This is a genomic window from Massilia forsythiae (assembly GCF_012849555.1).
Classification (GTDB): domain Bacteria; phylum Pseudomonadota; class Gammaproteobacteria; order Burkholderiales; family Burkholderiaceae_D; genus Telluria; species Telluria forsythiae.
In genome coordinates this window covers 1,133,087-1,155,428 of sequence record NZ_CP051685.1, presented here as the reverse complement: position 1 = coordinate 1,155,428, position 22,342 = coordinate 1,133,087, and the positions used below count along the sequence as shown (strand labels likewise).

At 67.2% G+C, this 22,342-nt stretch carries 18 protein-coding genes; 10 read left to right on the top strand and 8 right to left on the bottom strand.

Annotated elements, in window-relative coordinates; translation table 11 throughout:
- Positions 1-24: 24 nt before the first annotated feature.
- Together HH212_RS05015 and HH212_RS27670 are read right to left on the bottom strand one after the other, a co-directional pair.
- Positions 25-510 carry an acyl-CoA thioesterase gene (locus HH212_RS05015; protein ID WP_169434356.1) on the bottom strand — a complete coding sequence of 162 codons (486 nt, stop codon included), beginning with the start codon at positions 508-510 and terminating at the stop codon, positions 25-27.
- Between the two features lie 142 nt (positions 511-652).
- The gene (locus tag HH212_RS27670) at positions 653-2,638 is read right to left on the bottom strand and encodes a methyl-accepting chemotaxis protein (protein ID WP_308633247.1); all 1,986 of its coding nucleotides are present in this window, start codon (positions 2,636-2,638) and stop codon (positions 653-655) included.
- 197 nt (positions 2,639-2,835) lie between these two features.
- Between HH212_RS27670 and HH212_RS05005 the strand changes: the two genes are divergently transcribed.
- On the top strand, positions 2,836-3,600 hold the full coding sequence (locus HH212_RS05005) for an alpha/beta fold hydrolase (protein WP_169434354.1): 765 nt from the start codon (positions 2,836-2,838) through the stop codon (positions 3,598-3,600).
- 324 nt (positions 3,601-3,924) lie between these two features.
- Here HH212_RS05005 and HH212_RS05000 read toward each other — a convergent pair whose 3' ends face one another.
- Positions 3,925-5,379, bottom strand: a complete 1,455-nt coding sequence (locus tag HH212_RS05000; RefSeq protein WP_169434353.1) for a catalase — start codon at positions 5,377-5,379, stop codon at positions 3,925-3,927.
- A 216-nt stretch (positions 5,380-5,595) separates the two neighbouring features.
- Here HH212_RS05000 and HH212_RS04995 point away from each other — a divergent pair, with 216 nt between their 5' ends.
- Complete coding sequence (locus HH212_RS04995; protein WP_169434352.1) at positions 5,596-6,969, top strand: HD-GYP domain-containing protein; 1,374 nt, start codon at positions 5,596-5,598, stop codon at positions 6,967-6,969.
- Between the two features lie 120 nt (positions 6,970-7,089).
- Here the strand turns inward: HH212_RS04995 and HH212_RS04990 are convergent, their stop codons facing one another.
- The 3 genes from HH212_RS04990 to HH212_RS04980 form a co-directional block, all read right to left on the bottom strand.
- Complete coding sequence (locus HH212_RS04990) at positions 7,090-7,518, bottom strand: organic hydroperoxide resistance protein (protein WP_169434351.1); 429 nt, start codon at positions 7,516-7,518, stop codon at positions 7,090-7,092.
- Between the two features lie 152 nt (positions 7,519-7,670).
- Entirely contained in the window at positions 7,671-8,522 is an 852-nt protein-coding gene (locus tag HH212_RS04985; RefSeq protein WP_169434350.1) for a CAP domain-containing protein, read from the bottom strand.
- Positions 8,523-8,580: 58 nt separating this feature from the next.
- Positions 8,581-8,922 (bottom strand): zinc ribbon domain-containing protein YjdM, encoded by a 342-nt coding sequence (locus HH212_RS04980; protein ID WP_169434349.1) that lies wholly within the window; start codon positions 8,920-8,922, stop codon positions 8,581-8,583.
- Positions 8,923-9,099: 177 nt separating this feature from the next.
- Between HH212_RS04980 and HH212_RS04975 the strand changes: the two genes are divergently transcribed.
- Together HH212_RS04975 and HH212_RS04970 are read left to right on the top strand one after the other, a co-directional pair.
- Entirely contained in the window at positions 9,100-11,187 is a 2,088-nt protein-coding gene (locus HH212_RS04975; protein ID WP_169434348.1) for a M13 family metallopeptidase, read from the top strand.
- Positions 11,188-11,364: 177 nt separating this feature from the next.
- The gene (locus tag HH212_RS04970; protein ID WP_169434347.1) at positions 11,365-11,781 is read left to right on the top strand and encodes a YgiW/YdeI family stress tolerance OB fold protein; all 417 of its coding nucleotides are present in this window, start codon (positions 11,365-11,367) and stop codon (positions 11,779-11,781) included.
- A gap of 3 nt (positions 11,782-11,784) precedes the next feature.
- Here the strand turns inward: HH212_RS04970 and HH212_RS04965 are convergent, their stop codons facing one another.
- The gene (locus tag HH212_RS04965; RefSeq protein WP_211172456.1) at positions 11,785-11,940 is read right to left on the bottom strand and encodes a DUF2256 domain-containing protein; all 156 of its coding nucleotides are present in this window, start codon (positions 11,938-11,940) and stop codon (positions 11,785-11,787) included.
- 139 nt (positions 11,941-12,079) lie between these two features.
- On the opposite strand from HH212_RS04965, the gene HH212_RS04960 reads away from it, so the two are divergent.
- The 5 genes from HH212_RS04960 (at position 12,080) to HH212_RS04940 (ending at position 18,614) form a co-directional block, all read left to right on the top strand.
- Entirely contained in the window at positions 12,080-13,228 is a 1,149-nt protein-coding gene (locus HH212_RS04960; RefSeq protein WP_169434346.1) for a branched-chain amino acid ABC transporter substrate-binding protein, read from the top strand.
- Positions 13,229-13,251: 23 nt separating this feature from the next.
- A complete protein-coding gene (locus HH212_RS04955) occupies positions 13,252-16,203 on the top strand; it encodes a hybrid sensor histidine kinase/response regulator (RefSeq protein ID WP_169434345.1) in 2,952 nt (983 codons plus the stop codon).
- Position 16,204: 1 nt separating this feature from the next.
- The gene (locus tag HH212_RS04950) at positions 16,205-16,933 is read left to right on the top strand and encodes a hypothetical protein (RefSeq protein WP_169434344.1); all 729 of its coding nucleotides are present in this window, start codon (positions 16,205-16,207) and stop codon (positions 16,931-16,933) included.
- A gap of 243 nt (positions 16,934-17,176) precedes the next feature.
- A complete protein-coding gene (locus HH212_RS04945) occupies positions 17,177-18,316 on the top strand; it encodes a glutathione-independent formaldehyde dehydrogenase (protein WP_169434343.1) in 1,140 nt (379 codons plus the stop codon).
- An 88-nt stretch (positions 18,317-18,404) separates the two neighbouring features.
- The gene (locus tag HH212_RS04940) at positions 18,405-18,614 is read left to right on the top strand and encodes a hypervirulence associated TUDOR domain-containing protein (protein WP_169434342.1); all 210 of its coding nucleotides are present in this window, start codon (positions 18,405-18,407) and stop codon (positions 18,612-18,614) included.
- A gap of 331 nt (positions 18,615-18,945) precedes the next feature.
- Here HH212_RS04940 and HH212_RS27205 read toward each other — a convergent pair whose 3' ends face one another.
- Positions 18,946-19,257, bottom strand: coding sequence for a hypothetical protein (locus HH212_RS27205; protein ID WP_229217575.1), 312 nt, complete (start codon positions 19,255-19,257; stop codon positions 18,946-18,948).
- Here HH212_RS27205 and HH212_RS04935 point away from each other — a divergent pair.
- Positions 19,237-22,329, top strand: coding sequence for a DEAD/DEAH box helicase (locus tag HH212_RS04935; RefSeq protein ID WP_229217574.1), 3,093 nt, complete (start codon positions 19,237-19,239; stop codon positions 22,327-22,329). The genes HH212_RS27205 and HH212_RS04935 overlap by 21 nt on opposite strands.
- Positions 22,330-22,342: the final 13 nt, after the last annotated feature.

Sequence of the window (22,342 nt, the reverse complement as noted above, 5' to 3'; positions counted from 1 at the left end):
AGTTGGTAATCGTTACATTTGGCGTCAGCTGCGGGCCTGGTTGCGCTCGGCATGCTGGCGGTCGAGCGCCATGCGTGCTTCCTTGCGTCCCTTGGCTTCCTGGTGGCGGCGCTGTTCCTCGGGCGTGAACGGGCGCAGCGGCGGCACCGCGACCGGCTGCTTGTCGTCGCCGACCGCGACCATCGTGAAGAAGCAACTGTTCACATGGCGGACTTCCTGGGTGCGGATGTTTTCCGCCAGCACCTTGATGCCGATTTCCATCGAGGTGCGGCCGGTATAGTTCACGGATGCCAGGAAGGTGACCAGTTCGCCGACGTGGATCGGCTGGCGGAACGTGACCTGGTCCACGCTCATGGTGACGACGTAGGTGCCGGCGTAGCGGCTGGCGCAGGCGTAGGCGACCTGATCGAGCAGTTTCAGGATGTTGCCGCCATGGACGTTGCCGGAAAAATTGGCGGTGTCCGGCGTCATCAGGACCGTCATCGTGAGTTGGTGTGCAGGCAGGTTCATGGCTGGTTTGGCAAGTGGGTCATGAAATCATGTTGCACCACAAAATCGTTCTGCGCAACGGCCAAAAAAAACGCCATCCCGCAGGGCGGCGATGGCGTCGAAAGGTGGCGCGGCGCCGCCACGGAGGAGGCGGAACAGGCGCTCAGAATTCTTCCCAGTCGTCGGCCGCGCCGGCAGCAGCGGGGCGAGGGGACGCGGCAGCGGCACCGGCCTGGCGCGCCGCGGCGCCGCCGCGGGAAGAGGAGGGCGCCGCCGCGCGCGCGCCGGCAGGCGCGCGGACGGACGCGGTACCGGATGGAGTGCCGGACGCAGTGCCGGACGCAGTGCCGGACCTGGATGCCGGCCTGGATGCAGACTTGGCCGCGGGCTTGGCCGCAGCAGCATCCACGGCAGCGGCAGCGCCGGCCTTGGCGCCGTCGCGCGCCGTGGGCCGGGCCGAAGGCAGCGCGCGCGGCGCCGCGGCAGGCGCATCCGGCGTGGACGAGGCGCTTGCCGCCGCCCGCGCCGGCGCAGGCCGGGAGGCGGCGCGCGCCGCCGGCCGCGTCGCGCCGTCCACCTGGAACAGCGCCACCAGTTGCGACAGCTGGGCCGCCTGCTGCTGCATCGAGCGGGTGGCGCCGGCCGAGGCCTCGACCAGCGCCGCGTTCTGCTGGGTCATGCCGTCCATCTGGCCGATCGCCTGGTTGATCTGGCCGATGCCGCTGGCCTGTTCGCGGCTGGATGCCAGGATCTCGCTCATGATGCCGCTGACCCGGTCGATGCTCTCGACGATGCCGTGCATGGTTTCGCCGGCCTGGCCGGCCAGTGCCGAACCGCCGGCGATGCGCTGGGTGGAAGCATCGATCAGGCCCTTGATTTCGCGCGCCGCCGAGGCCGAGCGCTGCGCCAGCGCGCGCACCTCCGACGCCACCACCGCGAAGCCGCGCCCCTGTTCGCCGGCGCGCGCCGCTTCCACCGCCGCGTTCAGCGCCAGGATGTTGGTCTGGAAGGCGATGCCGTCGATCACGGCGATGATGTCGACGATGCGCGTGGACGATTCGTTGATCGCGCCCATGGTGTCGACCAGCTGGCCGACCATGGCGCCGCCCTGCTGCGCCACCAGCGAGGCCGCGGCGGCCAGCCGGTTGGCCTGCTCGGCGCTGGACGCGCTGTTGTTGATGGCCTGGGTCAGCTGCTCCATCGAGGAGGCGGTTTCTTCCAGCGCAGCGGCCTGGCTCTCGGTACGGCGCGACAGGTCTTGCGCTTCGCCGGCCATGGCGCCGATGCCGGTGCCGATGGCGGTGGCGCCGTGGCGCACCTGGCCGACGATGTCCGCCAGGCTGGCGCGCATGTGTTCCAGCGCGGCCATCAGGCTGGCGCCGTCTGCGTAGCTGCCGTGCGCGCGCGTGCCGGCGCCGAGCGGCACCTCGACCCGCAGGTTGCCGCGCGCGATCTCGGCCGCGACCGCCGCCGCCGCCGCCGGCTCGCCGCCCAGGCGCCGGAACAGGCTGCGCCCGAACAGGGCCCCGGCCGCCATGCTGAACACCAGCGTTGCCAGGCACAGCGCCACCAGCGCCGCCGTGCTGCGCGCGGCACTGTCGAGGACGGCCACGCTGCGGGCATCGATGGCCTTTTGCTGGATCGTCAGCAATTCTTTGACCTTGGCGACATAGGCATTCATTGCAGCGACGAACGTATTCTCGAATACGCTCTTGGCTTCATCGCTTTTGCCATCCGTTTTGAGCGCCATCACCCGGTCGCGCGCTTCCGTATAGTGCTGGCGCAAGGTCGCGATTTCCTGGAACACGGCCTTTTCCTCGTCGCTGTCGAGCAGGTCGCCCACCTGCTTCTGGACGCCGTTGGTGCGTGCGCTCGACTCGCGCGCCTCGTCGGCATACAGCCTGGCCAGTTCGCCGTCGGCGCTGCGCGCGACCAGCGCGGTGCGCTTGGCGGCGACCGAGATGTTCAGCATCCAGCCGGAGATCAGCCTTTCCTTGACCAGCGGGCGCTGGGTAAGCGCCTGCATGTCGTCGGCCAGCGCCTGCAGGCGCCAGACGGCGATGGTGGTGGACAAAAAGGAGAGCACGATCACGACGGCAAAGGCCCACCATAGCTGGCGGCGGACGCTGGAGGGGTGTTGTTGGCTCACTTCGGCTCCTGTGCGATGAAGGGATTCGTTTCCTGTAAACAAGCCTCCATTAAAAATGTTCCAAGTCGCACAAGGTCTGAGGAAACGCAGACGCCGCGGGAGAAAGGACGAATTACGACAATCGCCATGCCGCCGGCATGCGCCATGGCGCATGGGGCGGCGCGGCGATGCGGCCGTGCTTCTGCTAGGATGGCCGGATGTCGATTCTGCTCGTACCCGGCTTCATGGCCGATGAAACCCTGTGGGACGAGGTGCTGCCGCGCCTCGAACGCTTCGGCCCGGTGCTGCACGCCGACTTGCGCCACGACACCTCGGTCGCGGCCATGGCGCGGCGCGCGCTGGCCGCTGCGCCGCCATCCTTCGTCCTGGTCGGTTTTTCGATGGGCGGCTACGTCGCGCGCGAGATCGCGCGCCAGGCGCCGCAGCACGGCAAGCGGGTCGAGGCAATGGTGCTGATCGCCACCTCGACCCGGCCCGACAGCGCGGCGCTGCAGCGCCGCAAAGGCGCGATCGGCCACGCCGCGCCGTCGATCGCGTTCAGCGGCCTGAGCCGCACCGCGGTGGCATCTTCGCTGCATCCGCAACGGCGCGACGACGAGACCATGATCGAGCGCGTGCGGGCGATGGGGATGCGCCTGGGCGGCGAGGTGTTCCGGCGCCAGTCGGTGCTGGAACGGCCGGGCGACATCGACTGCCTGGGCGGCATCCGCTGCCCGACCCTGGTGGTGGCGGCCGCCCAGGACGGCCTGCGCAGCCTGGAAGAGTCGCGCGAGATGCAGGAACACATCGCGGGCGCCGAACTGGCCGTGATCGAGGACAGCGGCCACATGATCCCGATCGAGGCGCCGCAGCGCCTGGCCGATCTGGTGGTGCCGTGGCTGGAGCGGCATGCGGCCGGCCTTGGCGGCGAGCGGCATTCCCGGGCGCCGGATGCGCAGCCCGGGTTGCCGCTTGCGCCGTGATGCCAGCGGCAGCCTGGCCATCCCTGGGTGTGGCAACGATCGATGGCGCGGTGGTATCGGCCGCCGTGTCGGCGCCGCCGCCGGACATGCTGCCGGCCTGGATGAGAAGTGCGGTCTCTCGCCGCGTGCTGGTCGTGGTCATGATGAAAATTGTTATTTTTGTATAGACAGTACTACCAGCCAACTCAGCCGTGTAGCCCAGAAACCGCAATGAAAATAATGACTTATGTGATTTTCGTGAGAATTTCCGATGAGTGGATGTGAAAAGGGCCGCACAGTCGGACTGTGCGGCCCTTGCCGGTCCAGGCGGCGCTGCCGCGGGCGTCAGCCCTGCTTGCGCAAGCGCTCGATCGCCGCCGCCACTCCCTGACCATAGGCCGGATCGGCTTTCAGGAAATGCCCGATCTGGCGGTCCTGGATCGCCGCGTCGGCCTGGCCCAGCGCGCAGGCGATGTTCTCGATCAGGTTGTGCCTGGCCTGCTCGTCCAGCAGGCGGAACAGGTTGCCGGCCTGGGTGAAATGGTCGTCAGTGGCGCGGGTGTCGTAGCGGCCGGCCGTGCCTTCCAGCTGCCAGCCGGCGTCGCCGTGGCCGAAGCCGCCGGCGGCCGGCCCGCCCGCATTGACGGGATCGTAGTTGCCGGCCGCGCCGCCGTTGAAGATGGCCATCGCGCCGTCGCGCTGCTGGTTGTGGAACGGGCAGCGCGGGCGGTTCACCGGCAGGTGCTGGTGGTTGGTGCCGACCCGGTACAGCTGGGCGTCGTGGTAGGCGAACAGGCGCGCCTGCAGCATCTTGTCCGGGCTGTAGCCCATGCCGGGCACGATGTTGGCCGGCGACAGCGCGGCCTGCTCGACGTCGGCGTGGTAGTTGTCCGGGTTGCGGTCCAGTTCCAGGATGCCGACCTTGATGCGCGGGAACTCGCCCTGCGGCCACACCTTGGTCAGGTCGAACGCATCCCAGCCGGTGCGCGCCTCGAAGGCGGCGCGCTGTTCGTCGTCCATCACCTGCATCTCGACGCTCCAGCGCGGGTAGTCGCCGGCCGCGATGGCGCCGAACAAATCGCGCTGGGCGTAGTCCGGATCGGTGCCGGCCAGGCGCACGGCTTCGGCGGCCGGCAGGTTCCTGATGCCCTGCAGGGTCTTGAAGTGCCATTTCACCCAGACGCGCCGGCCGTCGGCATTGACCAGGCTGTAGGTGTGGCTGCCGAAGCCGTCCATGTGGCGGTAGCCGTCCGGGGTGCCGCGGTCGGAAAATAAAATCGTCACCTGGTGCAGGCTTTCCGGGGCACGGCTCCAGAAGTCCCACATCATCTGCGCCGATTTCAAATTGGTGCGCGGATCGCGTTTCTGGGTGTGGATGAAGTCGGGGAACTTGATGCCGTCCTTGAGGAAGAAGGTCGGGGTGTTGTTGCCTACCAGGTCCCAGTTGCCTTCCTCGGTGTAGAAGCGCAAGGCGAAACCGCGCGGGTCGCGTTCGGTGTCGGCCGAGCCTTTCTCTCCGCCCACGGTCGAAAAGCGCAGGAAGGTGTCGGTGGTCTTGCCGATCGCGTCGAACAGTTTGGCGCTGGTATAGCGGCTCATGTCGTGGGTGACGGTGAAGGTGCCGTAGGCCCCGGAACCCTTGGCGTGCACCACGCGCTCGGGAATGCGCTCGCGGTTGAAGTGCTGCAGCTTCTCGATCAGGTGGAAGTCCTGCAGCAGCACCGGGCCGCGTGGACCGGCGGTGATCGAATTCTGGTTGTCGGCGACGGGAATGCCGGAGGCGGTGGTCAGCTTGGTCATGGCGGTTCTCTTCAGGCAGTTGGATTGAGTGCTATCGAAATTCTTATTTCGATAGTGTTTATCTATATGACTATCGTAGCCAATCGGTTTCATTTGGGCAAACTATCTCTTTTTATGGATGAGATAGGAATAATTTATAGCGTGCGCCACCGCTAAACCTGTACTCTATTTCTTTAAATCATTTAATTTTGCTTTTTAGACAGAAAAATCATTGGAATGGAATTGACCATCGTGCCGCCCGGATCCCTGAAGTTGTCGGAACTGATGGCATCTCTCAGCTACGCCCTCGATATCACCGAGGGCCAGCCGCCCGGGCATTGCCTGCGCTGCTGCTGGATCGGCGTGCACATCGGGCGCACGGCCGGCTTGCCGGACGAGCAGTTGTGGGAGCTTTACTACACCTTGCTGCTGAAAGACCTGGGCTGCAGCAGCAATGCGGCGCGCATCTGCGAGTTGTACATGACCGACGACCGCGCCTTCAAGCGCGACTGGATGTTGAACAACGACAGCATTCCCCAGGCGTTTTCCTTCGTGCTCAGGCATACCGGGCTGAAGTCGAACCTGGCCGAACGGGTCCGCGGCGTGCTGGCGATGCTGCGCGACGGACGCCGCCTGCAGGTGGAGTTCGTCGCCACGCGCTGCGACCGCGGTGCCGAGATCGCGCGCCTGCTGCGCTTTCCGGAAGCGGTGGCGGCCGGCATCTACAGCCTGGACGAGCACTTCGACGGCAAGGGGCGGCCGCATCGCCTGAAGGGCGAACGAATCCCGGTCCATTCGCGCATCGCCCTGATGGCGCAGGTGGTCGACGTGTTCCACGCCGAGGGCGGACGCGAGGCCGCAATCAAGCAGGTGCGCGAGCGTGCCGGCAGCTGGTTCGATCCGCGCCTGGCGCAAGCCTTCGAGCAGGTGGCGCAGTCGGAAGTCTTTTGGGAAACCCTGGCGAGCGACGGCATCGAGCAGGCCGTGACCGGCCTGCAGACCGCCACCCACACCCTGCAGCATGTGCTGGACGACGATTACCTGGACGACATCGCCGCTGCGTTCGGCCAGGTGGTGGACGCCAAGAGCCCGTACACCAGCGGGCACAGCGCGCGGGTGGCGCTGTACACCGACATGATCGCCGAGTCGCTCGGCTTGTCGGCGCAGCGGCGCCGCTGGCTCAAGCGCGGCGCGCTGCTGCACGACGTCGGCAAGCTGGGCGTGAGCAACAGCGTGCTGGACAAGGCGGGCAGCCTGGACCGCGACGAATGGGCGGCGGTGAAGGAACACGCCTATTTCACCGAGACCATCCTGGGCCGCATCACCGCGTTCAAGGAACTGGCCAGGATCACCGGCGCCCACCACGAGCGCCTGGACGGCACAGGCTATCCGCGCGGCCTGTCGGCGGACGAGATCCGCATCGAGACGCGCATCATCACCGCCGCCGACATTTTCGACGCCATCACCGCCGAGCGGCCGTACCGCGGCGCCATTCCGATCCCGCAGGCGCTGGACATGATGGGCAAGACGGTCGGCACGGCGCTCGATCCGCACTGCTTCGACGCCCTCAAGCGGGCCGTGGCGCAGGTGCCGTTCTCGCAGGCGGCGTGATCCGCAGGCGGATGTTCTTCGCCTACAGGCGTCAACGACAAAAGGCGCCGTTCCCATCGGACGGCGCCTTTTGCGTTAACCGGTTGCTTCAGCGGCCGGCCATCGGGGCCGGCGCGTGCATCAGTTCAGGGTGATGTTGACGTCGATGTTGCCGCGGGTGGCGTTCGAGTACGGGCACACGACGTGGGCGGCGTCGACCAGTTCCTGCGCCACGGCGCGGTCCAGGCCCGGCAGGGTCACCGCCAGGTCCACGGCCAGGCCGAAACCGTTCGGGATCGGGCCGATGGCGACGCTGGCGTCGACCGTGGTGTCGGCCGGCACGGCGATCTTCTTCTGCGAACCGACGAACTTGATGGCGCCGATGAAGCAGGCCGAGTAGCCGGCGGCGAACAGCTGTTCCGGGTTGGTGGCGCCGCCCTTGCCGCCCATTTCCTTCGGTGCCGACAGGGGAACGTCCAGCAGGCCGTCGTCGCTGGTGGCACGGCCGTCACGGCCGCCGGTGCTGTGTGCTTTGGCGGTGTAGGCAACTTTGTCGAGCTTGGTGGTCATGGCATGTCCCTTTCGTTCATTGATTCGGAGGTTGGTTGTCGGCTGCACCGGCTTGGGCTGCATCCATGGATAGAACTATAGCGCGCAATTGAATAGCGCGCTATTTATATTTGTCGATGAGGCCGATAGGCAAAACCAATGCGTCGAGACGGCTAGCGCGGCTGCGCGAACACTTGCGTCCAGTATGGCGTCCGGTGCTCGTTGAGCGGATCGATGGCGTAGGCGGCGCCCAGTTCGGTAAAGCGCGGGTTCATCAGGTTGGCGCAATGTCCGGGACTGTCGAGCCAGGCCGCCACCGCGTCCTGCGGCGTGCGGTTGCCGGACGCGATGTTCTCGCCGACCAGGCGCCAGGCGTAGCCGCTGCGGGCGACGCGGTCGGCCGGCAGGCTGCCATCCTTTTCCTGGTGGCTGAAGTAGCGTCCCTGCGCCAGGTTGGCGCTGTGCCCCAGCGCGGCCCGGCCCAGCCGCTCGTTCCAGGCCAGCGGCGGCGCCGCGGCGAAGGCCTGCTCGCCGCAGCGGCGCGCCGTGGCGCGGGCGCGGTTGGTCAGGGCCAGCACCTCGCGCCCGGCGTCTTCCCAGCCGGGCAGGTCCGGAATCACCAGCGCGCGGGCCAGCACCACTTGCCAGGCGTTGCCGCTGCGCGCGCTGCCGACGGCATCGAATTCCTCGCTCAACAGCTGGCGGCAGTATTTCCGGCGCAGGACCTCGAAGGCCGCCTGCGCGTCTGGCGGCCCGGTCACCGAGAGCGATTCCGCGCGCTCGGCGGCGAAACCCAGGCGTTTCAGGGCCGGTTCGAGGAAGGTGCCGGGGCCGATCTGCACGGCCGACAGGGCGGGGACGGGTGCCAGCGGCGCCAGCGCCGCCGTGGCGCCGCCGCAATCGTGCGGCGCGGCGCGGTAGGCGTTGACCAGGCCGGCAAGCGGGTCGGCGGGCGGATCGGCATGCGCGCAGGCCGGCAGGGACAGGGACGCCGCGCACAGCAGGGCGGCAAAGGGTGCATTCATGCCGCCCAGGTGAGGGCGGGCGTCCGGAAATCCAGCGCCCGCGCAGGCCGTGCCGGGATCAAGCCTTGCGCACGAATTCCGATTTCAGGCTCATGGCGCCGAAGCCGTCGATCTTGCAATCGATGTCGTGGTCGCCCTCGACCAGGCGGATGTTCTTGACCTTGGTGCCCTGCTTGACGGTGCCGCCGCCGCCCTTGAGTTTCAGGTCCTTGATGACGGTGACCGTGTCGCCGTCCTGCAGCAGGTTGCCGGAGGCGTCGCGCCAGACCTTGGCGGCTTCGCCCGCGGTGTCGGCCTGGACCGGCCATTCATGACCGCATTCCGGGCAGACGTACAGCCCGGCGCCGTCTTCGTAGGTCAGGTCGGATGTGCAGGCGGGACAGGCGGGCAGGGTGCTCATGGAAAGACTTTCAAAAGGCGCGATGATAGCATCGCGCCGTCCCCGCCCTTCGAATGCCATGCCGCCCGGTTATCGGCGCCGCAACAGCGGTCATGGCCGGCCGGGCAATCAAGCCTTGGCAGTGGGCACACTTTAAATTAGCATCCAGCCCTCGATTCGACACCACGGAGACATCCCATGAAACGATCCCTGTGCGGCGCCGCCATTGCCGCCCTGTTCGCCGGCCTGGCCAGCGGCCCCATCCATGCCGCCGATACGCCCGCAGCCGCCTCCACCGCGGTATCGACCGCCGCGGTATCGGCCGCCGCGGTCTCCGGCGTCGACAAGGGCGCCATCGACGGCGCCGTGCGTCCGCAGGACGATTTCTTCCGCTACTCGCAGGGTAAATGGCTGCACGACGTCGACATCCCGGCCGACCGTTCCAGCTGGGGGGCATTCAACATCGCCCAGGAAAACGTCGAAGGCCAGATCCGCACGCTGATCGAAGGCGCGGCGCAGGACAGGAACGCCAGGGCCGGTTCCGACGCCCAGAAGATGGGCGATTACTACGCCAGCTTCGTCGACCGGCAGCGCCGCGACGCGCTCGGCGTCGCGCCCCTTCAAGCGGAACTGGCGCGCGTGGCGGCCCTGAAGGACAAGCGGGCGCTGGCGGTGCTGGCCGCGCATTTCAGCCGCATCGGCGCCGGCAGTCCGATCGGCATGTCGGTGTCGCAGGACAGCAAGCAGTCGACCCGCTACCTGGTCGAAATCTCGCAATCGGGCCTGGGCATGCCGAACCGCGATTTCTACATCCAGGCGAACGACGCCAAGCTGATGGACACGCGCGCCAAGTACCAGGCCCACGTGGAAAAGATGCTGGCGCTGGCCGGCCAGCCGGACGCCGCCGGCCAGGCCGCGCGCATCGTGGCGCTGGAAACGCAAATCGCCCAGGCGCAGTGGAGCGCGGTGCAGAACCGCGATCCGGTCAAGACCTACAACAAGGTGACGATCGCGCAGCTGAAGGCGCTGATGCCGGGCTTCGACTGGGATGCCTGGCTGAAGGAGCAGGGCGTGGCCGGCAAGGTGGACGCGGTCAACGTCAGCCAGCCTTCGTATCTGCAGGCGCTCGACAGGATCGTCGCCGCGACCCCGGTCGACACCTGGAAGTCGTACTTCAACTTCCGCCTGCTGAGCAGCTACGGCCCCTACCTGTCGCAGCCCTTCGTCGACGAGAGTTTCGCGTTCCGCGGCACGGTGCTGTCCGGCGCCAAGGTGAATCGTCCGGTGGAAAAACTGGCGATCGCCCAGATCAACCGCGACCTGGGCGAAGTGGTCGGCAAGGTCTACGTGCAGAATTACTTCCCGGCCGAGCGCAAGGCGCAGGTGCGCGAGATGGTCGACAACTTCCTGCTGGCCTACAAGGAGCGCATCGACACGCTCGACTGGATGAGCGAGGCCACCAAGAAGCAGGCGCAGGCCAAGCTGGCCAAGATCGCGGTGAAGGTCGGCTATCCGGACAAGTGGCGCGACTACGGCGCGCTGGCGATCAAGCGCGACGACCTGGTCGGCAACGCCATGCGCGCGCGCGAATTCGCGCACGGCTACAGCGTGAATAAACTCGGCAAGCCGGTCGACCGCAGCGAATGGCACATGACGCCGCAGACCGTGAACGCCTACTACAGCCCGGAGATGAACGAAGTCGTGTTCCCGGCCGCGCGCCTGCAGGCGCCGCTGTACGACCCGGACGCCGAGCCGGCAATCAACTACGGTGCGGTCGGCATCTCGATCGGCCACGAGATCAGCCACGCCTTCGACGACCAGGGCGCGCAGTACGACGGCGACGGCAATTTGCGCAACTGGTGGACCAAGGAGGATGGCGAGAAGTTCGCGGCCAAGGGCAAGGTGCTGGTGGCGCAGTACGGTGGCTACAGCCCGGTGCAGGGCTACAACCTGAACGGCGAGCTGACGCTGGGCGAGAACATCGCCGACAACGCCGGCGCCATCATGGCCAGCCGCGCCTATAAAATTTCGCTGAAAGGCAAGCCGGCGCCGGTCATCGACGGCTATACCGCCGAGCAGCGCATCTTCATGGGCCTGGCCCAGGCGCGGCGCGGCAAGGCGCGCGACGCCGCGCTGATCTCGCAGGTGAAGTCGGACCCGCACTCGCCGTCCGAGTTCCGCGTCAACGGCAGCCTGCGCAACCACCCGGGCTACTACGACGCCTTCGGCGTCAAGCCGGGCGATAAGATGTACCTGAAGCCGGAAGAGCGCGTCGTGTTCTGGTAAGCGCTGTCCTGCGCGCGCGCCCTGCACGCGCGTTTGTACCCCATCTGGCGGAACGCCAGCCTGCCGGGCTGGCGTTTTTTTTGCGCCGTCGGCCGTGTTCGCAATCGAATCGTGCATTGCGCCCTGCGGTCCTATACTCGGTGTACGTACACATCCACATCCGGGGAAGGAGCAATCATGAAACGCATCGTGCAATGTTCGATCCTGGCGGCGGCAGTTGCCGCGACAAGCGCCGCGGCGGGCGCCGCCAATGCCCAGGCCGGCGGCTACGGCGGCCCGTCCGGCAAGGCGGCGCCGGCGGGCTACAGCGGCCCGTCCGACGTGCCGCTGATGAGCGCAAAAGAGTTGCTGGAGAAGGGCAAGGACGACCAGTACGCCCGCCTGCGCGGCAAGCTGGTGAGCCACAAGGGCGGCGAGGACTACGAATTTGCCGACCAGAGCGGCAGGATGACGGTGGAGATCGACGCCAAGCACTTCCCGGCGGGCGTGAAGATCGACCAGAACACCATGGTCGAGCTGACCGGAGAGTTCGACAAGGACCTGGTGGGCGAATCGACGCTGGAGGTCAAGCAGATCAGGGTGGTCGGCAACTGATCGTCAGGCGCCGCCCTTGCCGGCGCCGGCGCGCCGGCAGCGCTCCGAGCAGTACTTCACGTTCTCCCAGTCGCGTTCCCATTTCTTGCGCCAGCTGAAAGGCAGGGCGCAATGGGCGCATACCTTGGACGGCAAATCCGCCTTTTTCCGCATCTTCATGGTTCGCTTCCGCGCGTGGTCGATGCACGCCATCATAGCTGCACCGGCGGCGCGGCCGGGTCCGCACGCCAGGCGGCGGCCGGCGCATGCGTTCGGCATTACAATCGTGGTATCCAATACATAGCAAAAGATCATCGCCATGCATCGTCTTGCCGTCATCCTGTCGGGCGCGTTCGCCCTGGCCTGCATCCCTTCCGCTTACGCCCAGAACGGCGCCGTGCAAGTGAAGATCGGCAGCGTGTCGCCGCTGTCCGGCACCGGCGCCCACCAGGGCAAGGACATCGAGAACGGCGCGCGCATGGCGATCGACGAACTCAACGCCAAGGGCGCGCCGGTGGGCGGCAAGAAGGTGCACTGGGTGCTGCAGCCGGAAGACGACGGCGCCGACCCCAAGCTGGGCACGGCGGCGGCGCAGAAACTGGTCGACGCCGGCGTGGCGGCGGTGGTCGGCCACCTGAACTCGGGCACCACGGTGCCGGCCTCGAAGATCTACGCCAGCGCCGGCATCCCGCAGATTTCGCCCGCGGCCACCACGCCGCTGTACACGCACCAGGGCTACAAGACCGCGTTCCGCGTGGTCGCCAACGACAACCTGGTCGGGCGCTCGCTGGCCGCGTATTCGATCGGCACGCTGAAGGCGAAGAAGATCGCCGTGATCGACGACCGCACCGCCTTCGGCCAGGGGCTGGCCGACGAGTTCGTGAAGGGCGTCAAGGCCGCCGGCGGCGCCGAGATCGTCAGCCGCCAGTTCACCAGCGACAAGGCCACCGATTTCAACGCCATCCTGACCCAGATCCGCGCGCGCAAGCCGGATGTCATCTTCTACGGCGGCATGGACGCGGTGGCCGGCCCCATGCTCAAGCAGATGAAGGCGCTCGGGATCGGGGCGAAGATGGTGTCGGGCGACGGCATCTGTTCGGAAAAGCTGCCGCAGCTGGCCGGCGACGCGCTCGGCGACGACCACGTGATCTGCGTGGTGGCGGGCGGTATCGACGGCCCGCAGGAAGCGGCCTACGCCGCCTTCGCCGAACGCTACCGCCAGCGCTACAAGATGGTGCTGCAGACCTATGCGCCGTATGCCTACGACGCGGTGATGACCTTCGCCACCGCCATGCAGCAGGCCGGCTCGACCGATCCGAATGCCTTCCTGCCGGCACTGGCCAGGGTGCGCTACCAGGGCATCACCGGCGCCATCGCCTTCGACGCGCGCGGCGACCTGCTGAACGCTGCCCTGACGCTGTACACCTATCGCAAAGGGCAGAAAGTCAAGTTGCAGGTGGTGCGCTGAGCGCGGCGCCGAACGCGTCCTCCATGCAAGAAACATGGGACAATGCCGGGATGAACGTGACCCCTGACGACCTGTTCCTGTTCCACGGCGATGGTGCCATCCGCGCCACGCTGCGCACCATCGACTGGACCGTTTCGCCGCTCGGCGCGGCGCAGGACTGGCCGGCCGAACTGGTGACCGCACTCGACCTGGCGCTGCATGCGCGCCATCCGGTCCTGCTGCTGTGGGGACCGCGGGCAGTCGTGTTCTACAACGATGCCTGCGCGGCCCTGCTGGGCGAACGCCACCCGGCCGCGCTCGGGCAACCGCTGCGCGCGGCGTGGCCGGCGGCCTGGGCGCGGGCGGGAGACGCCGTCCACGCCGCACTGGCCGGCACCGCCACGGCACTCCCGGACGCATCGCTCGATGCGCTGTGCGATTGCCTGTGCGACGCGGCCGGGCAGGGCGCGGGCGCGCCATCCGCCGCTGCGGCCGCGCCGGTGCGCGGCCGCAGCGGCGCGGTGCTGGGCATCCAGGTGTCTTTCGAGGCGCCGAGGCGCGCCGATGCCTCGCCGGCCGAGCGCCGCCTGGCGTTCCAGCTGGCGCTGGCCGACCGCCTGCGCGACCTGTCCACGCCCGAGGAGGTCGTGGCCACCGCCAGCGAAATGCTGGGCCGCGAACTGGGCGTGTCGCGCGTGCTGTACTGCGAGATCGAAGACGACGGCGACACCTTCTTCGTGCGCCGCGACTGGGCCGCACCGGGTATTCCGAGCGTGGCCGGCATCCGCCAACGGCTGGAAGAGTTCGGACCGGAAGTCGCCGCCGGCATGCGCGCCGGACGGCAGCTGGTCGTGCCCGACGTCGAGGCCGATCCGCAGGCGGCCGGCCACGGCGCCAGCTATGCCGCCATCGGCGTGCGCGCCCACGTGGCGCTGCCGCTGCTCAAGGCAGGCAGGCTGCGCGTCGCGTTCGCCATGCACAGCCCGGTGCCGCGCCCCTGGCAGGACGGCGACGTGCAGCTGGCGCAGGAAGTCGCCGAGCGCACCTGGGCCGCGGTGCAGGCGGTGCGCGCAGAGGCCGAGGCGCGCGACGCCCAGGCGCGCCTGTCGGCCGTGTTCGACAGCCTGCCGGTGGGCGTGGCGGTGGTCGACGCCGATGGCCACTACCTGATGTGCAACCAGGACATGCAGCGCTTCACGCCGACCAGGACCATGCCGTCGCGCGACGACGGACGCATCGGCCGCTGGCGCGCCTGGCACGAGGATGGCACGCCGGTGGCGCGCCACGATTTTCCCGGTGCGCGCAGCCTGCGCGGCGAACGCGTGGTGCCCGGCATCGACATGCTGTACACCGAGGACGACGGCAGCCGGCACTGGACCCGGGTGGCGGCGGTGCCGGTGCGCGATGCGGACGGCAATGTGAAGGGCCTGGTCAGCGTGGTGACCGACATCGACGCCATGAAGCGCACGGAAGCCGCGCTGCGCGTCTCGCAGGAGCGCTACCGCGCCCTGTTCGACGAGATGGACGCCGCCTTCTGCATCGTCGAGCTGCTGTTCGACGAACACGGCAAGCCGTTCGACTACCGCCACATCGAGACCAATCCGCGCTTCGAAGAGCACACCGGCGTGAAGGACGCGCAGGGCAGGACGGTCAAGGAACTGTTGCCGAACGTCGAACCCTTCTGGCTCGAGACCTACGCCGGCATCGTGCGCAGCGGCGAGTCGGTGCGCATCGAGCATTACTCGCCCGAGCTGGGGCGCTGGTTCGACGTCAACGCGTTCCGCCTGGGCCGTCCGGACGAGCGCCTGGTCGCCGTCATGTTCCGCGACACCACCGCGCGCAAGCAGGGCGAAGCCGACATGCAGCGCCTGGCCATCGGCGCTTCCGAGGAAAACCGCAGGAAAAGCGAGTTCCTGGCGGTGCTGGCGCACGAGCTGCGCAATCCGCTGGCGCCGATCCGTACCGGCCTGGAACTGATGCGCATGCGCGGCGACAGCCCGGAAACCGTGGCGCGGGTGCGCGAGATGATCGACCGCCAGACCACGCAGATGACGCACCTGATCAGCGACCTGCTCGACATCGCGCGCGTCACCAGCGGCAAGATCGAGATCCGCAAGCAGGCGGTCGACCTGAACACGATCGTGTCCGACGCCGTCGAGACCTGCCTGCCGGCGATCGAGGGCGCGCGCCACGCATTGTCGGTGCAGCTGGTGCCCGAGCCGCTGGCGCTGCAGGCCGACCCGACCCGCATCGCCCAGGTGGTCGGCAATTTGCTGACCAACGCCGCCAAGTACACGCCGCCCGGCGGGCGCATCCGCCTGAGCGTGACGCGCGACGACGGCGCCGCGCTGATCGCGGTGACCGACAGCGGCATCGGCATCCCGGCCGAATCGCTGGCCTCGGTGTTCGACATGTTCAGCCAGGTCGGACGCAACATGGGCCATTCGCAGGGCGGCCTGGGCATCGGCCTGGCGCTGGTGCGCCAGCTGGTCGGCCTGCACGGCGGCACCATCAACGTCGCCAGCGAGGGCGCCGGCCGCGGCAGCACGTTCACGGTGCGCCTGCCGCTCGACAGCGGCGCTATCCCCGCCACCTGGCCGGCGGCCGCGCGCCCGGCGCCCGTGCGCAGCAGCCGGCGCCTGCGCATCCTGGTGGCCGACGACAACACCGACGCCGCGCAGAGCCTGGCCGGCCTGCTCGGCGCCTACGGACACGAGGTGCGCATGGCGCACGACGGTGCGCGCGCGGTCGAGCTGGCCGAAAGCTTCCTGCCCGAAGTCGCCTTCCTCGACATCGGCATGCCCGGCATGACCGGCTACGAAGTGGCGCGCCGCCTGCGCCTGATCGAGGGGCTGGCGCGCATCACCATCGTCGCGGTCACCGGCTGGGGCACCGACGAGGACCGCGCCCGCTCGGCGCAGGCCGGCTTCGACCGCCATTTCACCAAGCCGATCTCGCCGGCCGCGGTGAACATGCTGCTGGACGGGGTGGAATAAGATGCGCTACCTGGATTTCAGTTCGTGGCAGGCGATGCTGACCACCTTTCTCGGCTTGGCCGTGTTCACGCTGCTCGGGGTCGGCATCCGGGTGCTCATGATGCAGACCGTCCAGCAGCGGCGCGAGCGCATGAACCGCCAGATCAACGAACGATTGCGTACCCTGATCGCCGCCTACCGCGCGCTGGGCGGTTCGTTCACCGGCCAGCTGACGGTCGACCCGACCCACCTGCGCGAACTGCGCATGGCCGGGCAGGGCGGCGCCGCGGCGGCAGCGCAAGCGGGCCTGGTGCCGCAGACCATTGCCGACAACGGCGCCAATTCCGAGCGCGCACGGCGCATCCGCGACGCGGTCGAGGCATCCCTGGCCGACATCCTCCTGCTCGGCACCGAAGAGCACTGCCGCCTGGCCGGCAAGGCCGCCGCCGACATGGCCGCCGGGCGCCCGATCCACACCGCCGAACTGGTGATCGCACTGCGCGACTTCATCCGCGAAGCGCTCGACCTCGGACCGATGCCGGCCGACGTCGCCATTCCGCTGCAGGGGCCGACGCGCACCCAGGGCGGTGCCGCCGGACGCGGCAAGGCGGACGGCGACAAGGGCGGCGGCAAGGGTAGTGGGGGCGATGGCGCTGGTGCGGGCGGAGAAGGCGGTGGCGGTGGCGGCGGCGGTGGCATGGGCGGCATGATGGGTGGACATGGTGACGGCGCCCACGACCATCATGGTTGAGCGGAAGCGGTCGCACAGGGAACACTGCCGGGAATGTTCAGTTTTGATTTAAAGCATTGTAATAAATAAATTATCTCCTGATGGCATCGTTTTAAAAGCATTTATCGCGTTTTACGATGCATTCGAGGATGGCTGGGTTAATTGCCGCACCGAGTTCCTGCCGTGCGCGCTTCAAAGTGGTTTCATTTTCTACAACGCGGCTGCGGCCGTGTTCTCATATTTCCGAACAGAAAAGGAACCACCATGAAAGCACTCGTCTACAACGGCCCCTGCGACGTCCAGGTCAAGGACATGCCGGACGCGAAAATCGAAAAAGCGACCGACGTCCTGGTGCGTATCACCACCACCAACATCTGCGGCTCCGACCTGCACATGTACGAAGGCCGCACCGAGATGGAAGCCGGGCGCATCCTGGGCCACGAGAACCTGGGCGAGGTGATCGAGGTCGGCGCCGCGGTCGAACGCGTGAAAGTCGGCGACATGGTGTGCCTGCCGTTCAACATCGGTTGCGGCTTTTGCGAGAATTGCGAGCGCGGCTACACCGGCTTTTGCCTGACCGCGAATCCGGGCAGCGCCGGCGCCGCCTATGGCTTCGCCGGCATGGGTCCGTACAGCGGCGGCCAGGCCGAACTGTTGCGCGTGCCGTATGCCGACTTCAATTGCCTGGTGCTGCCGGAAGACGCCAAGGAAAAGGAAAACGACTACGTGATGCTGTCGGACATCCTGCCGACCGGCTACCACGCGACCGAACTGGCCGGCGTCAAGCCGGGCGACTCGGTGGTGATCTACGGCGCCGGTCCGGTCGGCCTGATGGCGACCGCGTCGGCCTACCTGAAGGGTGCCAGCCAGGTGTTCGTGGTGGACACCCACAAGGATCGCCTGGCGCTGGCCGAAAAACTGGGCGCGATCGCCATCGACGATACCGAGCAGGGCGGCGTGCAGCGCGTGCTCGACCTGACCGACGGCAAGGGCGCCGATTGCGGCTGCGAATGCGTCGGCTACCAGTGCTGCGACAAGCACGGCAAGGAAGTGCCGAACCTCACCATGAACAACCTGGTGCAGACGGTCAAGGCGACCGGCGGCATCGGCGTGGTCGGCGTGTTCCTGCCGCAGGATCCGAAGGGCCCGGACCCGCTGGAAAAGGAAGGCAAGCTCGCCTTCGACTTCGGCAATTTCTGGTTCAAGGGCCAGCGCATCGGTACCGGCCAGGCCAACGTCAAGGCCTACAACCGCCACCTGGCCAAGCTGATCCATGCCGGGCGCGTGAAACCGTCGACGATCATCTCGCACGAACTGGCGCTGGAAGAGGCGCCGCATGCGTACGAGAAATTCGACAAGCGCGAAAATGGCTGGACCAAGGTGGTGCTGAAGCCGGGCAAATAAGCTTTACCGCCAGGCATGCACACGCAAGCACGCCTCCATTTTATTCTGGTCCCCCGCCTTCGCGGGGGCGACGGCATAAGGGACGATCATGACGAACGAATTCAAGGCGGGCGACAAGGTGCAGTGGGAATCTTCGCAAGGCACGGTGCACGGCACCGTCAAGAAGAAGCTGACCGCGCACACCACCATCAAGTCGCATGAAGTGGCGGCGTCGAGAGAGCATCCGGAATACCTGGTCGTGAGCGACAAGACCGGGGCGGAAGCGGCGCACAAGGGCAGCGCGCTCAAGAAAGCCTGAGCCGCTTTCTTTGCCCTCTCTGCAACGCCACCTTCGGGTGGCGTTTTCTTGATACTAGCGCTATTTCTTGTGCATATTTGCAGCGTACAGCCCGCTCTGTGTACCAGCGCACGGAAGCGGGGTTTCGTTCAATATATTATTAAATCGTCATCACCACACAACATCAAAGGGGGGTAGCATCATGGGTAAATATTTCCTGGCTTGGATCATGGGTGTTCCGGCAATCGTTCTGGTTCTGATCTATTTCTTCTTCCATTGATCGGACGCTGCATGCCGTACCAACGACAACGCCACCTTCGGGTGGCGTTGTGCTTTGTACGGATTGAAGGCTTCATGAAGCAACCGGCAAGCAGGCCGCGCGATCGACGATAATGGTGTACGGACCCACGCCATTACGCATGTCATGCAATTTACCTTTGAAAGTCTCACACTCCAGTTCGACGCCACCACCTTTTCCCGCGGCCTTGGCTATATGCGCAAAGGAATGGTTCGCGAGGTCACCCGCGAAGACGATGTGATCCGTAGCGAAGTGGGAGGCAGCAACGGCAGTATTTACCAGCAAATCATTTTGCTCAGAGAAAGCCGCCATGGCGTGCGCTTCGACGGCGATTGCAGCTGCCCGATGGATTTCAACTGCAAGCACGTCGTCGCGGCGCTGCTGGAGGCGCTGAAACAAGGCATGGGCGTGCCGGTGCAGTCCGGCGCCTTGCCTGCCAGGGCCGAGCAATGGTTGCGTCAACTGGCGGTGGCGGAGTCGTCGGCGAGCGAGAGCGCGGCGCCATCACAGCAGGCGACGCAGCGCTATCGGCTGGTATACATGCTGATTCCGGACGCGCGCAGCGGCGCCATGTACCTGCACGCAGGCAGGGCGCGCCTGCGCAAGGACGGCAGCATCAGCAGCGTCACCATCCACGACGACATGCGCGAGTTGCTGTCCACGCTGCCGGCGAATGGCAGTGCCGACGATGAAGACGTGTTGCGTATGATGATCGCGTTAAGCGCCGGCCACATGCATGGCGACGGTCTGCGCCCCACTGGCTGCCTCGGGGCGCGCCTGCTCGACCAATTGTGTGCCGGAGAGCGGCTGCTGGTGGCGGCCACGCTTGCCGACCCGAAGCGCGGCCATGTGTGGAAGGTTCGTCCGGGACCAGTACGGCATGCCACGCTTGGCTGGCATGCGCAGGAGGACGACAACGAGTCGGTAAAGCTGCGCTGGCGTTTCGGCGAGCACGATGCGGTCACGCATGTGTTGCCGACCGAACCGGTGCGCTACCTGTATGAGGGCCTGCTCGGTGAAATGGCGATGCCGCCAACCGCTGCGGGGCTGCCTGTGCCCGCGTTGCTGCGTCTCGTGGAGCAGGCGCCAGTGCTGCATGCCGAGCAGCGCGCGGGCATGGCGGCGCGCCTGGTCGAGCTGGGGCTGGACCGCATCCTGCCGCCGCCGCAGGCATTGCAGACGCGCGAGCGGCGCGACGTGGCGCCGGTACCGCACCTGCTGCTGGACAGCTTCGAGGCGCGGCACTACCGCGAATACCACGGGCACGATTACGCGCTGCTGTCGTTCGACTACGACGGCATGCAGACCGAAGGCATCGACGACCCGGTGCTGCGCAGGGTCGAAAACGACACGGTCGACCTCGTCGTGCGCGATTTGCAGGCCGAAAGCGCGGCGGCGGCCCTGCTCGCCGATATCGGGTTCACGGAGCCCGACCAGGATTCTCCACTGGCCGACATGGACGATGCCCTGGCATTGCCGACGCCGGACGCCTGGATCGCATTCGTGCGCCGCGACCTGCCGCGCCTGCGCGCCGCCGGCTGGCAGATCGAGATCGAAGAGGATTTCCGTTACCAGCTGGCGGAGGCCGAGGACTGGTATGCCGAACTCCACGAGGAAACCGACGGTGCCGGCGGCTGGTTCGCGCTGGAACTCGGCATCCTGGTGGAGGGAAAGCGCCATGCGCTGCTGCCGCTGCTGCTGGAAATGATCCGCAAGGCGCCGCGCGATTTCGATGCCGCGGCCCTGGCGGCGCGCGCCGACGACAGCGAAATCATCGTCGATCTGCCGCGGGGACCGCGCGTGATCCTGCCGTGGCAGCGCGTCAAGCCGATCCTCGCCATCCTGGGCGAACTGTATTTCAACGAGCGCATCGGCGATGCGCTGCGCCTGCCGGCCGCCGATGCCGCGCGCCTGGCCGAACTGGAGCAGGCGGCGCAATTGCGCTGGCTGGGCGGCGAGCGCCTGCGCGAACTGGGCCGCAAGCTGGGCCAGTTCGAGGGCGTACGCCGGATGGACGCACCGGCCGGCCTGCAGGCGACCTTGCGTCCCTACCAGCAGGCCGGGCTGGAGTGGATGCAATTCCTGCGCGAATACGGTTTCAACGGCATCCTGGCCGACGACATGGGACTCGGCAAGACCGTCCAGACGCTGGCCCACATCCTGGCGGAAAAGGAAGCGGGGCGCCTGGACGCGCCGGTGCTGGTGGTGGCGCCCACCAGCCTGATGAGCAACTGGCAGGCCGAGGCGGCCCGCTTCGCCCCGGACTTGCGCGTGCTGCTGTTGCACGGCAAGGAACGCGGCGCGCTGTTCGACCGGATCGCCGGCGCCGACCTGGTGTTGACCACCTATCCCTTGCTGGGACGCGACGAGGAGGCGCTGCGGGCGCAGCGTTATCACCTGCTGATCCTGGACGAAGCGCAGTACATCAAGAACAGCCGCTCCAAGGCGGCGCAGGTGGCCTGCCTGCTCGATGCGCGCCACCGCCTGTGCCTGACCGGCACGCCGGTGCAGAACCACCTGGGCGAACTGTGGTCCCAGTTCAACTTCCTCATGCCGGGCCTGCTGGGCGACGAAAAGAGCTTCAACAGCGGCTTGCGCAAGCCGATCGAACTGCAGGGCGACACGGTGCGCCAGGCCTGGCTGGCACGGCGCGTAAAACCGTTCATGCTGCGCCGGACCAAGGACAAGGTGGCCACCGAGCTGCCGCCCAAGACGGAGATCGAGCTGCCGGTCGACTTCGGCAGCGCCCAGCGCGACCTGTACGAAACCGTGCGCCTGGCGATGGACCGCAAGGTGCGCGACGAGATCGAGCGCAAGGGTGTCGCGTGCAGCCAGATCGTGATCCTGGACGCCCTGCTCAAGCTGCGCCAGGTGTGCTGCGACCCGCGCCTGCTCAAGAAACAGGGCGGCGCCGCCGCTTCGGCCAAGCTGGAGGCGCTGCTGGAATTGCTGGACACGCTGCTGAGCGAAGGGCGCAAGGTGCTGGTGTTCTCGCAATTCACCAGCATGCTGGCCTTGATCGGCGAGGCCCTGCAGGCGCGCGCCGTCGACTTCGTCACGCTGACCGGCGACACCGTGGACCGCGCCGCGCCGGTGGCCGCCTTCCAGCAGGGGCGGGTGGGCATATTCCTGATCAGCCTGAAGGCCGGCGGCGTCGGCCTGAACCTGACCGCCGCCGATACCGTCATCCATTACGATCCGTGGTGGAATCCGGCCACCGAAAACCAGGCCACCGACCGCGCCTGGCGCATCGGGCAGGAACAGCCGGTGTTCGTCTACAAATTGATCGCACGCGGCACGCTCGAGGAAAAGATCCAGGAGATGCAGCGCCGCAAGGGGGAACTGGCGAATGCGCTGCTGGACGCGGAAGGCGGACTGGCGCCCGCCCTCGGTGCGGACGATCTGCAGGCGATTTTCGCCGCGGCGCCGGGAGTGTGACCCTGGCGCGCTG

Excerpts from the sequence above, each read along its gene's own strand:
- HH212_RS04995 (WP_169434352.1), top strand. The coding sequence starts at position 5,596 with ATGGAATTGACCATCGTGCCGCCCGGATCCCTGAAGTTGTCGGAACTG.
- HH212_RS04975 (WP_169434348.1), top strand. The coding sequence starts at position 9,100 with ATGAAACGATCCCTGTGCGGCGCCGCCATTGCCGCCCTGTTCGCCGGC.
- HH212_RS04940 (WP_169434342.1), top strand. The coding sequence starts at position 18,405 with ATGACGAACGAATTCAAGGCGGGCGACAAGGTGCAGTGGGAATCTTCG.
- HH212_RS05015 (WP_169434356.1), bottom strand. The coding sequence starts at position 510 with ATGAACCTGCCTGCACACCAACTCACGATGACGGTCCTGATGACGCCG.
- HH212_RS04955 (WP_169434345.1), top strand. The coding sequence starts at position 13,252 with ATGCAAGAAACATGGGACAATGCCGGGATGAACGTGACCCCTGACGAC.
- HH212_RS04985 (WP_169434350.1), bottom strand. The coding sequence starts at position 8,522 with ATGAATGCACCCTTTGCCGCCCTGCTGTGCGCGGCGTCCCTGTCCCTG.
- HH212_RS04990 (WP_169434351.1), bottom strand. The coding sequence starts at position 7,518 with ATGACCACCAAGCTCGACAAAGTTGCCTACACCGCCAAAGCACACAGC.
- HH212_RS04960 (WP_169434346.1), top strand. The coding sequence starts at position 12,080 with ATGCATCGTCTTGCCGTCATCCTGTCGGGCGCGTTCGCCCTGGCCTGC.
- HH212_RS04945 (WP_169434343.1), top strand. The coding sequence starts at position 17,177 with ATGAAAGCACTCGTCTACAACGGCCCCTGCGACGTCCAGGTCAAGGAC.
- HH212_RS04935 (WP_229217574.1), top strand. The coding sequence starts at position 19,237 with ATGGATTTCAACTGCAAGCACGTCGTCGCGGCGCTGCTGGAGGCGCTG.
- HH212_RS05000 (WP_169434353.1), bottom strand. The coding sequence starts at position 5,379 with ATGACCAAGCTGACCACCGCCTCCGGCATTCCCGTCGCCGACAACCAG.
- HH212_RS05005 (WP_169434354.1), top strand. The coding sequence starts at position 2,836 with ATGTCGATTCTGCTCGTACCCGGCTTCATGGCCGATGAAACCCTGTGG.
- HH212_RS04950 (WP_169434344.1), top strand. The coding sequence starts at position 16,205 with ATGCGCTACCTGGATTTCAGTTCGTGGCAGGCGATGCTGACCACCTTT.
- HH212_RS04980 (WP_169434349.1), bottom strand. The coding sequence starts at position 8,922 with ATGAGCACCCTGCCCGCCTGTCCCGCCTGCACATCCGACCTGACCTAC.
- HH212_RS04970 (WP_169434347.1), top strand. The coding sequence starts at position 11,365 with ATGAAACGCATCGTGCAATGTTCGATCCTGGCGGCGGCAGTTGCCGCG.
- HH212_RS04965 (WP_211172456.1), bottom strand. The coding sequence starts at position 11,940 with ATGAAGATGCGGAAAAAGGCGGATTTGCCGTCCAAGGTATGCGCCCAT.